This is a genomic window from Pseudacidovorax sp. 1753 (assembly GCF_040544975.1).
Lineage (GTDB): Bacteria > Pseudomonadota > Gammaproteobacteria > Burkholderiales > Burkholderiaceae_C > Xenophilus.
On sequence record NZ_JBEPKY010000010.1, the window covers coordinates 239580 to 254030 of the forward strand.

The 14451-nt window shown below is 70.4% G+C and carries 14 protein-coding genes; 11 read left to right on the forward strand and 3 right to left on the reverse strand.

Features of this window, described 5'->3' with window-relative positions; translation table 11 throughout:
- Window positions 1–73: 73 nt before the first annotated feature.
- On the reverse strand, window positions 74–868 hold the full coding sequence (locus ABIC63_RS14895) for an SDR family NAD(P)-dependent oxidoreductase (protein ID WP_354320335.1): 795 nt from the start codon (window positions 866–868) through the stop codon (window positions 74–76).
- A gap of 122 nt (window positions 869–990) precedes the next feature.
- Between ABIC63_RS14895 and ABIC63_RS14900 the strand changes: the two genes are divergently transcribed.
- The 3 genes from ABIC63_RS14900 to ABIC63_RS14910 all read left to right on the forward strand — a co-directional run bounded on the left by ABIC63_RS14900 (window position 991) and on the right by ABIC63_RS14910 (window position 3404).
- Window positions 991–1926 carry an SMP-30/gluconolactonase/LRE family protein gene (locus tag ABIC63_RS14900; protein ID WP_354320336.1) on the forward strand — a complete coding sequence of 312 codons (936 nt, stop codon included), beginning with the start codon at window positions 991–993 and terminating at the stop codon, window positions 1924–1926.
- Complete coding sequence (locus ABIC63_RS14905) at window positions 1923–2909, forward strand: aldose 1-epimerase (protein WP_354320337.1); 987 nt, start codon at window positions 1923–1925, stop codon at window positions 2907–2909. Before ABIC63_RS14900 ends, ABIC63_RS14905 begins: the two co-directional genes overlap by 4 nt.
- A 171-nt stretch (window positions 2910–3080) precedes the next feature.
- The gene (locus ABIC63_RS14910; RefSeq protein ID WP_354320338.1) at window positions 3081–3404 is read left to right on the forward strand and encodes a hypothetical protein; all 324 of its coding nucleotides are present in this window, start codon (window positions 3081–3083) and stop codon (window positions 3402–3404) included.
- A gap of 34 nt (window positions 3405–3438) precedes the next feature.
- On the opposite strand, the gene ABIC63_RS14915 is transcribed toward ABIC63_RS14910, so the two are convergent.
- Window positions 3439–4125 carry a class II aldolase/adducin family protein gene (locus tag ABIC63_RS14915; RefSeq protein ID WP_354320339.1) on the reverse strand — a complete coding sequence of 229 codons (687 nt, stop codon included), beginning with the start codon at window positions 4123–4125 and terminating at the stop codon, window positions 3439–3441.
- 59 nt (window positions 4126–4184) lie between these two features.
- Window positions 4185–5468, reverse strand: a complete 1284-nt coding sequence (gene otnK, locus ABIC63_RS14920) for a 3-oxo-tetronate kinase (protein ID WP_354320340.1) — start codon at window positions 5466–5468, stop codon at window positions 4185–4187.
- 112 nt (window positions 5469–5580) lie between these two features.
- Here otnK and ABIC63_RS14925 point away from each other — a divergent pair, with 112 nt between their 5' ends.
- The 8 genes from ABIC63_RS14925 to ABIC63_RS14960 all read left to right on the forward strand — a co-directional run bounded on the left by ABIC63_RS14925 (window position 5581) and on the right by ABIC63_RS14960 (window position 14363).
- Window positions 5581–6834, forward strand: a complete 1254-nt coding sequence (locus ABIC63_RS14925; protein ID WP_354320341.1) for an aminotransferase class III-fold pyridoxal phosphate-dependent enzyme — start codon at window positions 5581–5583, stop codon at window positions 6832–6834.
- A gap of 35 nt (window positions 6835–6869) precedes the next feature.
- Window positions 6870–8012 (forward strand): ABC transporter ATP-binding protein, encoded by a 1143-nt coding sequence (locus tag ABIC63_RS14930; RefSeq protein WP_354320342.1) that lies wholly within the window; start codon window positions 6870–6872, stop codon window positions 8010–8012.
- Window positions 8009–8923, forward strand: a complete 915-nt coding sequence (locus ABIC63_RS14935) for an ABC transporter permease (protein WP_017757788.1) — start codon at window positions 8009–8011, stop codon at window positions 8921–8923. Before ABIC63_RS14930 ends, ABIC63_RS14935 begins: the two co-directional genes overlap by 4 nt.
- A complete protein-coding gene (locus ABIC63_RS14940; protein WP_354320343.1) occupies window positions 8920–9759 on the forward strand; it encodes an ABC transporter permease in 840 nt (279 codons plus the stop codon). Before ABIC63_RS14935 ends, ABIC63_RS14940 begins: the two co-directional genes overlap by 4 nt.
- Window positions 9760–9810: 51 nt before the next feature.
- Window positions 9811–10890: an ABC transporter substrate-binding protein gene (locus tag ABIC63_RS14945; protein ID WP_354320344.1), complete on the forward strand. Its 1080-nt coding sequence runs from the start codon at window positions 9811–9813 to the stop codon at window positions 10888–10890.
- A 91-nt stretch (window positions 10891–10981) separates the two neighbouring features.
- A complete protein-coding gene (locus ABIC63_RS14950; RefSeq protein ID WP_354320345.1) occupies window positions 10982–11725 on the forward strand; it encodes a GntR family transcriptional regulator in 744 nt (247 codons plus the stop codon).
- A 2-nt stretch (window positions 11726–11727) separates the two neighbouring features.
- Window positions 11728–12066, forward strand: a complete 339-nt coding sequence (locus ABIC63_RS14955; protein WP_354320346.1) for a N,N-dimethylformamidase alpha subunit family protein — start codon at window positions 11728–11730, stop codon at window positions 12064–12066.
- Window positions 12067–12095: 29 nt separating this feature from the next.
- Window positions 12096–14363: a N,N-dimethylformamidase beta subunit family domain-containing protein gene (locus ABIC63_RS14960; RefSeq protein ID WP_354320347.1), complete on the forward strand. Its 2268-nt coding sequence runs from the start codon at window positions 12096–12098 to the stop codon at window positions 14361–14363.
- Window positions 14364–14451: the final 88 nt, after the last annotated feature.

Below are 14451 nucleotides of genomic sequence, written 5' to 3' on the forward strand. Positions count from 1 at the left end.
CCCCGCTGGGGAGAGGCAGGGTGAGGGGCCGCGGGCGCCCGATTCGCCACGCCGCTGGCGTTGCCGCCGATCTTCAAACCCACCCCGCATCCACCGTGAACTCCTGCGCCGTGCACATGCGCCCCGCATCGCTGGCCAGGAAGGCCACCATGTGCGCGATGTCCTGCGGCGCCAGACGGTCGGGCAGGCACTGGTTGCGGGCGAGCTCCTTCTCGCCCTCGGCATCCAGCCAGAGCGCGATCTGCCGCTCGGTCATCACCCAGCCCGGCGAGACCGTGTTGATGCGGATGCGGTCCTGCCCCAGCGTGCGGGCCAGCCCGCGTGTCAGCCCGTTCACCGACGACTTGGCGATGGCATAGCAGGGATAGCCGCTGCCCTTGCCCTGCCAGCCGGTCGAGCCCAGGTTGACCACCGATCCGCCGCCCAGCCGGCGCATGCCGGGCACCACGGACTGGATCGCGAAGAAGGCCGGCCGCTCGTTGATGGCCATGCGCTCGTCGTAGTACTGCGGCGTCACCGATTCGAGCGTGTGCCGGTCGTCGCTCGCCACGTTGTTGACCAGCACATGGAAGTCGCCCAGTGCCGTGGCCGCGTCGGCGATGGCGGCCTGCAGCGCGGGCACGTCGCGCACATCGCAGCACCGCCACCAGGGCGCCGGCAGGCCTTCGGCGGCCAGCGCCTCCGCCAGCGCCCGGCTGGGCGCCTCGGCGATGTCGATGAAGGCGACCTGCATGCCCTGGCGGGCCAGCTCGCCCACGATGGCGGCGCCGATGCCGCTGCCGCCCCCGGTGACGAAGGCGCGGCGGCCCTGAAGGCCCGGGTAGCGGGCCAAACCGGCGCCAGCGGTGTTCGAAGATGGGATATTCATTTGTGTATCGAATGAGGCAAAGAAATCATGCAATGCTCATCAATATGCCCGGCTAGCATCGATGGCGTCAAGACGAGACAAACGACGAGACAGACGCGACACCGCGTGATGAGGCTCCCTGCATGACTTCTTCCTTCTTGCCTGCCGCCAGCGGCGCGCCGCTGCATGCCGGCCGGGCGCAGTGCGTCCTCGATGCCCGCGCCCAGTTGGGCGAGGGCGCCCTGTGGTCGCCGCGCCGCCGGGCGCTGTGGTGGGTGGACATCCTGTCGCACCGACTCTTCCGCTGGCGCCCGGCCGATGGCGAAGCCCTGTGCTGGCAGTTCGACGAAGAGGTCTCGGCCGTGGCCGAGCGGCGCGACGGCGCCGGCCTGATGCTGGCGCTGCGTCGGGGCATGGCGCACTTCGATCCCGACGCACCGGGCTCGGGGCCGGTCTACCTGCACCGGCCCGCGGGCGAACCGGCCAGCAACCGCTTCAACGACGGCCGCTGCGACCGGCATGGCCGCTTCTGGGCCGGCAGCATGGATTTCGACGCCCGCCAGCCCACCGGCCACCTGTACTGCTACGACGAGGCGGGCCGCTGCGACCGCCTGCTGCTGGGCCTGCGCGTGACCAACGGCCCCGCCTGGTCGCTGGACGGACGGCGCATGTACGTGAACGACACGGTGGGCCGGCATGTGCTGGCCTGCGAGGTGGACCCCGTCAGCGGTCCGTGTGTGCCGCTTCGCCCCTGGCTGACCTTCTCTGCCGGTGACGGCCATCCGGATGGCATGACGGTCGACGCCGACGGCCGGCTGTGGATCGCCCACTGGGGTGGCGGCTGCGTCAGCGCCCACGACCCCGACACGGGCGAGGAACTGGACCGCATCGCCGTGCCCGCCAGCCAGGTCACGCACTGCGCCTTCGGCGGCGAGGACCTGCGCACGCTCTACATCACGACCGCCCGCGTGGGCCTGGACGATGCGGCGCTGCGTGGCGAGCCCCTGGCCGGTGGGCTTTTTGCCGTGCCGATGAACGTGGCCGGCCTGCCGGCCCATGCCTTTGGAGTTGCCGCATGAACGTCTCCGAGATCGCCGGCTCGCCGGCATCGTCCCCCGATCCGGTCCACGGTGCCGACAGCGTGGCGTCCACGGCCGACGCCCAGGGCCGCCACTGGCTGCAGCATGCCGGCCAGCGGCTGGCGGTCGTGCCCTCGCGCGGCGGCGCCGTGGCCGCCTGGCAGTGGCTGCCGCCGCAAGGGGCGCCAATGGACCTGTGGCGCCCCTGGGATGGCAGCGACGACCTCTACCGCCAGGCCTCCTTCGCGATGGTGCCGTGGTCCAACCGCATCGCGCAGGGCGGTTTCGAGGCGGCGGGTCGCTTCCATGCCATGCAACCCAATCGCGTGGGCGAGCCCTATCCGATCCATGGCGACGGCTGGCTGCAGCCCTGGCAGCTGCGGCAGACGGGCCCGGGCGAGATCGAGATGACGCTGCACTCCGACGGCTTCGGCGGCAGCCCCTACCGCTTCGTCGCGCGGCAGGTGCTGCGGCTACGCGAGCATGGCCTGGACCAACGGGTCGAGGTGCGCCATGAAGGCGACGAGCCGCTGCCCTACGGCCTGGGCCTGCATCCGTGGTTCGTGCGCGCGGCCGATACGCGCATCCAGGCGGCGGTGCAGGGCGTGTGGCTGAGCGGGGCCGATCCGATCCCCACCGGCCGCAGCACCACGCTGCCGGCCGACTGGAACCTGCCCACCGGCATGCCGGCCCATGGCAGCTTCATCGACAACGCCTTCTTCGGCTGGGACGGCGTCGCCACGGTGCACTGGCCTGGGCGGGGGCTTCAGGTGCAGCTGCGGCAGATCGAGCCGGCCGTGCGCGGCGGGGAGGGCCACTGCCTCGTCTACCGTCCACCACAGGGTGAGGCCTTCTGCCTGGAGCCGATCACCCATCCCATCGACGCCTTCCATCTGCCGGGACAGGAGGGGCTGCGACTGTTGCGCAAGGGCGAGTCGATGCGCCTGTCGGTCGCGTGGGACGTGCTGCCGGACGGCGCCTGAAGGAACGCGCGACGCGGGAGCGTGTCGGGCCGGCGCGTCAGCGGTGGAGGGATCGCGGCGCCGGACATTCGGGTGGCCTTGTCCGATGCCGGCGGTCGAACTTTGCCGACTCCCCCGCCGGCGCGCGCCGATATCCTCGGCGGCGCAAGAAGTCGTCACCCCGCTCCCATCATGACAACACATCGCCTGCTCGCCTGCCTCGCCGGTAGCCTGCTCCTCGCTCCCACGCTTGCCTTGGCCGATCCGCCCCACGGTCGCGGCCATGGCAAGGGCCATGGTCCCGGCCACAAGGAGACCTACTGGGACGGCCCCTGCAAGATCGAGCGCAAGTGGAAGAAGAACGGCGACTTCGACGAGAAGCGCAAATGCAAGGACGGCGGACCTGTGGGTTACCGCCCGGCGCCCGCGCCGGCCTATGTGCCCGTGCCGGTGCCCGTCTACCCGGCGCCGCGCGAGCCCGGCGTGGTCATCCAGGGCACCGTGCGGCTGCCCTGAGCGCCATCGTTCTTCCGGAAGGCACGGCCCCTGCTCAGGCGGCGCCGGCGCCGCGCGGCAGCCTCGCCTTGCCGTAGCTGCGGTAGCGGTCGCGCACCGTTGCCATCTCTGCCGCATCCAGCACCACGGGAGCACCCAGTTGGGCGCTCATCCAGTACTGGCGCGCCAGCGTCTCCAGCTTGGCCGCATTGGCGACGGCCTTCTCGATGGAGACCGCATGGCAGATCATTCCATGGTTGGCCAACAGGCAGGCCGTGTGGCCGGCCAGCGCGTCGACCGCCGACTGCGCCAGGGCGTCGGTGCCGAAGGTGGCGTACGTGGCACAGGGCACCTCGTCGCCGCCGAAGCCCGCCAGCATGTAGTGGAAGGCCGGGAGCGGCCGGCGCTGGGCCGACAGGGCCACGCAGGCGTCCGAATGGGTATGCACCACCGCCATGGCCTGCGGATAGTGCCGGTAGATGGCCGTGTGCATGGACCATTCGCTGGACGGGATGCCCGGCGAGCGGTTCTCGCCATCCATGGCGATCGAGACGATGGCCTGCGCGTCGATGCTGTGGGCATCCGCGCCGGAAGGGCTGATCAGCGCGCCGCCGTCGAAGCGGCAGCTGATGTTGCCGGCGCTGCCGGTGTTGAGGCCGAGTTCGGCCAGACGGCGGTAGCCGTCGGCGAGGGCCTGGCGAAGAGCGTCCTCGGAGATCGGGGTGTCGATGGGAGTCGTCATCGGATCGGCTTTCTGCTGAAGGGGTGGAGGTCGGTACGGGACTGCGGATGGCATGCGGCCTATCCGCCGGAGGCCATGCCCTGGAGCATGGGCAGCAGCATGTCGACGGGCCCCAGCTTGCCGGACTTGAGGCACAGCGCGAGCCGGCCCTCGCCGGGGTCGTCGGTCACCGCGCGGGCCACGCCAGGGCCTTCGTAGGCGCCCACGGTGAGGCGGGTGACGGCCAGGTGCCGGAGCACGGCGCCGGAGGTCTCGCCGCCGGAGATGACGAAGCGCCGCACGCCCGCATCGCGCAGCCGCAGGGCCAGGCGGCCCAGCACCTCCTCGGCCAGGGCGGCGGCGCCCAGCTTGCCCGCGCGGGCCTGCACACGTTCGACCTCGGCCGCATCGGCCGAAGTGGCAATGGCCACCGGGCCCGCCGCGAGCAGGGGCAGCGCCCAGGCAAGTGCTTCGCCCACCACGTCGGCGCCTTCCAGCGCGCGGACCATGTCGATCCAGAGCACCGGGCGTTGCTCGGCGAAGGCACGCAGCTGCTCGATCGAGCGGCCGGCGCAACTGCCGGCCAGGACGACCGCGGGGCCTTCCACGGCCGGCAGCGCCGGGTCGGCCGGGGCGGACGTCAGCCAGCCGTTGCGGCGCCAGTGCGCGGGGTAGTAGGCGCCGATCGACGAATTGCCCGTCATCAGCGGCCAGTCCCAGGTCAGGGCCGCGAGCGCCGCCAGGTCGTCCGGCTCGGCGGCATCGGTGATGGCGAAGCCCACGCCCGTGGCCTGCAACTGCGCCACATGCGCGCGCATCGCCTCCAGCCCGGCATGCACCACCTGCTGGGGCAGCAGCCCCACCTTCGTCGCTGTCTGTCGCTGCAGCGTGCGCACGAGGCTGGGGTCGAGCATGGGCGTGAGCGGATCGAAGCGCTTGGGCGACTCCGAGATCAGCATGTCGTCCGCGAACAGGTGGCCCTGGAACACGCGGCGGCCCGCCTCCGGAAAGGAGGGGCAGAAGGCCGTGAAGCGCGCCCCCGTCATCTCGCGCAGCAGGTCGGCGCAGGGGCCGATGTTGCCGGCGTCGGTGGAGTCGAAGGTGGCGCAGTACTTGAAGAAGAGCTGCCGGGCGCCGCGCGCCTGCAGCGCCCGGGCACCGCCGGCAAAGGCCCGCACCGCGTCCTGCGCCGGTACCACGCGCGTCTTGCCGGCGATGACGGCCGCCTCGATGTCGGCGGGCAGCGCGTCCAGTTCGGAGGGATGCGTCACGAAGCCGCAGCGCACTCCCTGGGCCACAAGCATGGCGGCGAGCTCCATGCCGCCGGTCAGGTCATCGGCGAGGGCGCCGAACAGAAGGGCCATTCAAGTCTCCTTGCGTTGGAAAAAAGCGCCCGCGGCGTTCAGGGGCTATTGCGTTACATGAAACATGATATATCCTACGATCGAAATCGACGACCACCCAAGGCTTCTTTCCATGTCTTCCGAAACCTCCAGCGCCACCGTCGGCGGGCGCGACCAACTTCTGCGCCAGCGCGCCCTCAAGGTGGTGCCGGGCGGCATGACCGGGCACCTGAATGCGGCGCAGCTGCCGGCGGGCTATCCGCAGTACTTCGCCCGCGGGCAGGGCTGCCGCGTGTGGGACGTCGATGGCCGCGAGTACATCGACTTCATGTGCAGCTGGGGCCCCAACCTGCTGGGCCATGCCCATCCGCAGGTGGACGAGGCGGCCCGTCGCCAGCAGGCGCTGGGCGACTGCTTCAACGGCCCGACCGAGCGCTTCGTCGAGCTGGCCGAGCGCTTCGTGGCGCGTACCGCGCATGCGGACTGGGCGCTGTTCCAGAAGAACGGCACCGACGCCACCACCATCTGCCTGATGGTGGCCCGCGCCGCCACCGGCAAGCGCAAGGTGCTGGTGGCGACCAAGGCCTACCACGGCGCCGACCCGTGGTGCACGCCGGTGCCGGTGGGCATCACGGCCGAGGACCGGGCGCACCTCATCCACTACACCTACAACGACACGGCGAGCCTGGACGCGGCCGTGGCCAAGGCCGGCGACGACCTGGCCGCCATCGTGTGCGCCGCCTTCAAGCACGACCTGGGCGTCGACCAGGAACTGCCCACCCCTGCGTTCGCCCGCCACGCCCGCCAGCTGTGCGACAAGGCCGGAGCAGCCCTGATCGTGGACGAGGTGCGTGCGGGCATGCGCGTGCATGCCGGTGGCAGCTGGGAGACGGTGGGCGTGCGGCCCGACCTGTGCGCCTGGAGCAAGTCCATCGCCAACGGCTACGCCCTGGCGGCCGTCACCGGCGTGGACAGCCTGCGCGATGCCGCCACCCGCATCTATGCGACAGGCTCCTTCTGGTCGGGCGGCGTGGCCATGGCGGCCAGCCTGGCCACGCTGGACGTGGCCGATGCGCAGGACGTGGTCGGCCATGTGCAGGCCATGGGCCAGCGCCTGCGCGACGGCATCGCGGCCCAGGCCGCCAGCCACGGCATGCCGGTGCGCCAGACCGGCCCGGCCGCGCTGCCGCTGATCCTGTTCGAGGACGATCCGGCCTTCGAGAAGGGCTCGGCCTTCACCGTCGAGGCCCTGCGCCGCGGGGTCTACCTGCATCCCCGCCACAACATGTTCCTCTCGCTCGCGCACACCGAGGCCGACATCGACCAGGCACTCGAAGCCACCGACGCCGCCTTCGCCGCCGTGTCCCGGCGCTTCGGGTCCCGATGACGTTGCCGGACTCCATGATTGAAGGAGAGATGCAGATGGCATCCGCCCCCCGTCCCACGCCTGCCGGCGCGGCCGACCCTGTCGGCGGCGCCTCCATCGAGATCACGCGGCTGGCCAAGCGCTTCGGTGCCGTCCGCGCCGTGGACGATGTCTCGCTGCAGGTCCGTCCGGGCGAGTTCCTGGCGCTGCTCGGGCCCAGCGGCTCGGGCAAGACCTCCATCCTCATGAGCATCGCCGGCTTCGAGCTGCCCGATGCCGGCCAGATCGCCATCGACGGTCGCGACGTGACCTACCTGCCGGCCAACCATCGCAACCTGGGCATGGTCTTCCAGAAGTACACGCTGTTCCCGCACCTCACGGTGCTGGACAACGTGGCTTTCGGCCTCAAGATGCGCGGCGTGGCCAAAGGCGAGCGCCACCGCCTGGCCGAGCAGGCACTGGCCACCGTGCGGCTCGCCGGCCTGGGCGCGCGCATGCCGGCCCAACTGTCGGGCGGGCAGCAGCAGCGCGTGGCCCTGGCCCGCGCCATCGTCTACCGGCCGAAGGTGCTGCTGATGGACGAGCCACTCAGCGCCCTCGACAAGAACCTGCGCGAGGAGATGCAGCTGGAGATCAAGCGCCTGCAATCGCAGCTGGGCATCACCGTCGTCTTCGTGACCCACGACCAGGGCGAGGCGCTGACCATGGCCGACCGCGTCGCCATCCTCAACCAGGGCCGCATCCAGCAGCTGGACGAGCCCAAGGCGCTGTACGAACGGCCGCGCAACCGCTTCGTCGCCGGCTTCATCGGCGAGACCAACTTCATCCCCGTCGGCGTGGGGCCGTTGCGTGGCGAGGTGGCCACGGTGCAGCTGCCGGGCGGCACGCACCACTGCGAGGTGGGGGCGCAAGCACTGGTGGGCCTGGACGCTGCGGGCGGCCGGGGCGTGGCGGCGCTGCGGCCGGAGCAGATCGCGCTGGTGAATCCCGAAGACCCGTCCGCACTGCGCGCCCGCGTGGCCGGCGTGATCTACAGCGGTTCCACCGTGCTGTGCATCGCCAACCTGGACGACGGCACCGAGCTGCGCGCCCGCCTGTCCGATCCGAGCCGGGTGAACGTGCAGGCCGGCGACCAGGTCGGCCTGCGCTGGTCGCCCGAGGCGCTGCGCGTCTATGGCGAAGAGGCGGCCACCGCATGAGCGCCGTCGCCCCTCCCGTGGCGGCATCGGCCCTGGCGCCACCGTCGCCGCTGCGTCGGCTCTGGCTGGGCGGCCGGCAGCTCAGTGGTGGCTGGACGGCTTTGCTGCTCGCGCCTTTCTTTGCGCTGCTGCTCATCGTCTTCCTGTATCCGCTGCTGAGCCTGCTGTCGCTCAGCGTGCTGGAGCCGCACCCCACGCTGGACAACTACGCCCGTGTGTTCGACAACCCCGTCTATCTGCGGGTGATGGTGCGCACCGGATGGATCAGTCTGCTCACCACCGTGCTGGCGCTGGTGCTGGGCTTTCCCATCGCCTACATGATGACGCGCGTGAAAGGCGCGGTCGCACTGCTGCTGACGGCCTGCGTGCTGCTGCCGCTGTGGTCCAGCGTGCTGGTGCGCACCGCGGCATGGATCGTGCTGCTGCGCCGCGACGGCATCGTCAACAACGCCCTGCAGTGGCTGGGCCTGACGGGTGAGCCCATGAAGCTGCTCTACACCGAGGGCGCTGTCGTGCTGGCCATGGCCCATGTGCTGCTGCCCTTCCTGATCCTGCCGATCTACTCGGCGCTCAAGAACATTCCCGACGACTACATGCGGGCGGCGGCCATGCTGGGCGCCAACCGCCGGCGCGCCTTCTTCGAGGTGCTGCTGCCCATGAGCCGGGCCGGCATCTGGAGCGGCTGCCTGATGGTCTTCCTCTCGGCGCTGGGCTTCTTCGTCACGCCCGCGCTGGTGGGCAGCCCGCAGGAGCTGATGATCGCCACGCTGGTGTCGCAGCAGGTGCGCGAGATGCTCGACTGGCCCTTCGCCGCCGCGCTGATCGGCGTGCTGATGGTGGTCGTCGCCACCCTGACGATGGTCTTCAACAAGGCCGTGAGCTTCAACCGTCTGATGGGAGGCGGCGCATGACCGACACCCCGAGCGTCCCACCGGCCCGTCGCAACCGGGCGCCCTTCGACCTGGGCAGCCTTTCGCTGCGCGTCTACGTGTGGCTGGTGGTGCTGTTCATCATGCTGCCCACGCTGATCATCGTGCCGATGTCCTTCAGCCCGGCGGACTACCTCGAGTTCCCGCCGCGCGGCTTCACGCTGCACTGGTACGAGGAGTTCTTCGCCGATCCCCAGTGGCAGCGCGCCGCCCTGCTGAGCCTGCGCGTGGCCGCGCTCACCATGGTCTGTTCGGTCGTGATCGGCACCATGGTGGCGTATGCCATCGTGCGCGGCGCCGCGCGCCTGCGCCCGGCCACGCAGCTCATGGTCATCGGCCCGGTGATCGCGCCACACATCGCGGTGGCGGTGGCCTGCTACCTGTTCTATCAGCGCCTGGGCGTGGTGGGCACGATGACCGGCTTCGTGGCCGCGCACACCGTGCTGGCGCTGCCCTTCGTGGTCTTTACCGTCTCGGCGGCGCTGTCGCGCGTGGACCCCGACCTGGAGTCGGCCGCCATGAGCTGCGGCGCCAGCCGGCTGCGCGCCTTCTTCCTGGTGACGCTGCCGCTGATCGTGCCGGGCCTGCTGAGCGGTGCGCTGTTCGCGTTCATCATCTCCTTCGACGAACCGGTGGTGTCCTTCTTCGTCTCCAGCGTGCGCCAGCGCACGCTGCCGCGCCGCATGTTCGAGGACATCGAGCAGAACCTCACGCCGGTCATTCCCGCCATCGCGACGCTGCTGACCCTGCTGTCGATCGCGGTGCTCGTCGCCGCCGCGCTGCTGCGCGTCATGGAGGCCCGGCGGCGCAGCCGCTGAGCCCCCTGCCTTCTCTCCCTATCCCTGGTCTTCACTCGCAAGGAGTTCGTGATGATGAATTGGCTCGATCCACGCAAGGGCGCCCGCGCGCTCGTCCTCGGCGGCGCGGCGCTGCTCGGTGCCGCTGGCGCCTCGGCCCAGGCCCTCGAGAAGGAACTGGTGATCGCCACCACCGGCGGTCTGATCGAGAAGGCGCTGGTGCAGTCCTTCTACACACCCTTCTCCAAGGCCAAGGGCGTGGACGTGATCCCCGCCGCCATCGAGGTGCCCGACCAGTGGGCCAAGGTGCAGGCCATGTCGCGCAGCGGCGGCATGGAGTTCGACATCGTGACCGCCACCCCGCCCGACCTGGTGCAGAAGAAGGACCTGCTGCAGCCCATCGACTGCAGCAAGCTGCCCAGCGTGACGGCCAACGGCGTCAAGGGCGCCTGCACGCCCTATGGCGTGATGCGCACCGTGGGCGGCATGCAGATCGGCTACAACACCGAGGTCTTCAAGGACGGCAAGGGCCCCAGGACCTGGGCCGACTTCTGGGACACCGCCAAATTCCCCGGCCCGCGCGGCCTGCCCGACACCGGCGACCGCGAATGGTGGGTGCCCGTGGCCGCCCTGCTGGCCGATGGCGTCGCGCCCGACAAGCTCTTCCCGCTCGACCTGGACCGCGCCTACAAGAAGCTCGACAAGCTGCGCCCCAGCATCGCCGTGTGGTGGAAGAGCGGCGACCAGCTCCAGCAGACCATGCGCAGCAAGGAGGTGGTCATGACCATGGGCTATTCGGGCCGCCTGATCTCGCTGATCAACGCCAAGGTGCCGCTGGCCGTGTCGTGGGACGGCGCCATCCGCGACGTGGGCTACATGGCCATTCCCAAGGGGGCGCCGCACCCCAAGGCCGCCATGGCCTACCTCGATTTCTTCTACAGCCTGCCGCCCGAGCAGCACGTGAAGTTCGTCGATGCCGTCAGCTACGACACCGGCAGCGCCAAGACCGCCAACCTGTTCCCGCCCGAGCGGCGCGCCATGCTGGCCACCTCGGCCGAGAACTTCGACAAGCTGATCGTGGCCGACTACGAATGGATCGGCAACAACCGCCAGATGCTGCGCGACCGCTGGATCGCCTGGCTGGGCCGCTGAGTCGCAAGGCCGGGCAGGCGGTGCGCAGCGGCCCCGATACTCGCTGCGCCGCCGCCCCGGCGGCTTTCTTCGCAGCCCCACAGAGATGAACATGTCCACCCCTGGTCTCAACGTCGTCGGCCGAACCAACCTCGCCAGCCAGATCTACGAAAGCCTGCGCGAGAAGCTCATGTCCGCGGTCTTCCAGCCCGGGCAGCGGCTCAAGATCCGCGAACTGGCCAAGGAGATCGGCACCAGCGAGACGCCCGTGCGCGAGGCCCTGATCCAGCTGGTGCGCGACCGCGCCCTGGAGATGAAGGAAGGCTATTTCATCCGCGTGCGGCAGCTGAGCCTGGCCGAGTACCTGGAGTTGCGCGACATCCGGCTGGCGCTGGAGCCGCTGGCCGCCGAGCGGGCCATCCCGCTGCTCGACGATGCCGCGATCCGGCAGCTGACCGAGTCGCACCGGCTGCTGATGCGGGCGGAAAAGACGCGCGACTATCGCGCCGCGCTGCAGCACAACTTCGACTTCCACTTCGGCATCTACCGCCGCTCGGGCATGCCGCAGCTCACCGAGTTGCTCGACCGCATCTGGGTGCAGGTGGGGCCGATGCTCAACTTCCTGTACCCGCACGGCCATCCCAGCTACGACGCAGAGCACCAGCACATGAACGTCCTCAAGGGCCTGCAGGCCCGCGACGTGGCCCTGGTCACGCAGGCCATCCGCGACGACCTGGTCGAGGGCGGACGCAACTTCGTGAAGGTGCTTACCGAGATCGACCACAACCCCGAGCGCGCGGCCGAGCTGCTGGCGCTTCGCAACCAGCCGGCGTCCCCCGGCAAGACACCGCCCTGACCATGATGGACCACACCAGCGACCCCCAGGCCGCGCGCTATGTGCTGGACCCGAGCCGCACCGAGCTCGCCAGCGAGTTCCGCCGCAACATCCGAGGCCCCCACAGCGAAGAGCTGCGCAAGCTGCTGCACCGCATGCGCTGGGGCGCCTTTCCGGGTCGCTACCTGCTGCTGACGGTCGAGCCCGGCCGCCGCTGGGCACTGGCGCAGATGCCCGACGCGCGCGGGCAGAAGGTGAAGGTCTTCCACGACGTGGTCTTCACGTCGCTGGACGAGGCCGAGTGGCATGTCTTCAAGCTGCGCTGGCAGGCACTCGCCGGCACTGCGCTGGACATCGACTGAGCCTCACGCACGCACCGCATTCCTCCACCATGACCTTTCCCATCGAGACCAACGCCTTCGTCGGCTACCCCGACCAACTCAGCGTGCGCGCGGGCGATCGCATCCGCTTCCACCTCAGCAGCGCGCAGCAGACGCAGGCCGACGTGAAGTTCGTGCGCGTGCGCTGCGCCGATGCCGACGCCACCGGCCCGGGCATCAAGTACCAGGAGATGGCGTCGCCGATCGACGGCCCGCATGCGGTGGTGCACCGCGAGGTGCCTTGCGGCTCCTTCCTGCATGTGCCGGAGGACGCGCGTCTGGCGCCCGCCGGGGCCTTCACCTTTGGCGCCTACATCTGGCCCACGCGCCTGACCGACACGCCCCAGACCGTGATGGCACGCTGGTGCGACGACTCGGGCCGGGGCTATGCGCTGCAGGTGAGCCGCGCCGGCGTGGGCGTGCGCGTGGGCAGCGATGCGGGCGTCGCCGAACTGGGGACGGGCGTGGCGCTGGAGCAGCGGCGCTGGTACTGGGTGCAGGCCAGTCTGGACCCGGCCACGGGCGAGATGCACGTGCTGCAGTGCCGCCTGGCCGAGGGCGTGCTGCCCGAGCAGCGCCACGAGGCGCGCCGCACGGTTCCGGGCCCCTGGGAGATCGACGCCCGTTGCGCGCTGACGGTCGGCGCGCACCTGCGCGCCCGCACGGGCACCCTGTGCGCGGGCCACTACGACGGCAAGATCGAAGGTCCCCGCCTCGTGCTGGGCCGCATGGACGCCGACGCGCTGCGCCGCTGCGATGAGGCGCCCCGGCCCGGCCAGGCCGATGCGCAGCTGGTGGCCTGCTGGGACTTCTCGCAGGGCATCGAGACGCTCGACGTGCTCGACCTCTCGGCCAACCGCCTGCACGGCCGCCTGCACCAGCTGCCCTGCCGCGCCATGACCGGCGTGCGCTGGACGGGCGATGTGCACGATTGGCGCGCCGCACCACAGCAGTACGGCGCCATCCATTTCCACAGCGACGACATCTACGACTGCGAATGGCCGGTCACGCTGGAGCTGGACGTGCCGCGCAGCTGGAAGTCCGGCTTCTACGCCCTGCGCCTGCGACCTCCGGGCGAGGGCGGCACGCGCGCCGCGGACGATGCCGAGACCTTCATCACCTTCTTCATCACGCCCGCAGCCGATGCGGCGCGGGCCCCGCTGGCGGTGCTGGCGGCCAGCATGACCTACATGGCCTATGCCAACAGTGCGCTGCGGCTGCATGCCGTGCACTTCGAGGTGCTGACCGAGCGGCTGCTGATGCTGACCGGCGACGACGTCTACCTGCAGGAGCATCCGGAAGTCGGTCAGTCCACCTACGACCACCACATCGACGGCAGCGGCCGCGCCTACAGCTCCTGGCTGCGGCCGGTGCTGAACATGCGGCCGCGCTCCACGCCCGGCAACCTGGCCATCGACAGTCACTTCCTGGACTGGCTGGAGGAGAAGGGCATCGACTACGACGTCATCACCGACGTCGAGCTGGACCGCCAGGGCCCCGGCGCGCTGGCCGGCTACCGCACGCTCGCCACGCTGTCGCATCCCGAGTACTACAGCGAGGCCATGATGAACGGCATCATGGCCTTCCAGAACGGGGGCGGCCGGCACCTGGCCCTGGGCGCCAACGGCTTCTACTGGCGCTGCGCCTTCCATCCGCAGGCGCCCGCCGCGGTGGAAGTGCGCCGCGGCATGGCCGGCACCCGCACCTGGGAGTCGCAGCCCGGCGAGGTGCACCTGGCCGGCACCGGCGAGCCCGGGGCGCTGTGGCGCCACAGCGGCTTCGCGCCGCAGAAGCTGATCGGCGTGGGCTTCGCGGCGATGGTCTACGACCATGCCGGCTACTACCTGCTGACGCCCGACGCGGCCAACCCGCGCGTGGCCTTCGCGGTCGAGGGCATCGCGCCCGGCGAGCGCATCGGCGATTACGGTGTGCGCATCGGCGGGGCCGTGGGCATCGAGATCGACCGCTTCGACGTCGGCCTGGGCTCCCCGCCGCATGCGGTGATGCTGGCCACCTCGCACGGCCTCGGGCCGGGCGCGCTGCCCACGCCCGAGGAATACCGCACCACGGTGCACGGCCTGGACGGCGAGCAGAACGCGCTGGTGCGGGCGGACATGGTGTTCTTCGAGACGGCCAACGGCGGCGCGGTCTTTGCGACGGGTTCGATCTCGTACGTGCTCTCGCTCAGCCACAACAGCTACGACAACAACATCAGCCGCATCACGGGCAATGTGCTGCAGCGCTTCCTGGACCCGACGCCCTTCGAGGTGCCGGCATGAGACATCCGGTGTCAACCCTCTTGAGAAATTTCGATGCGACAAGCGCTGGAATGGACGGCGGGGTCGTAGGCGCAGCCATCGGTCCAGA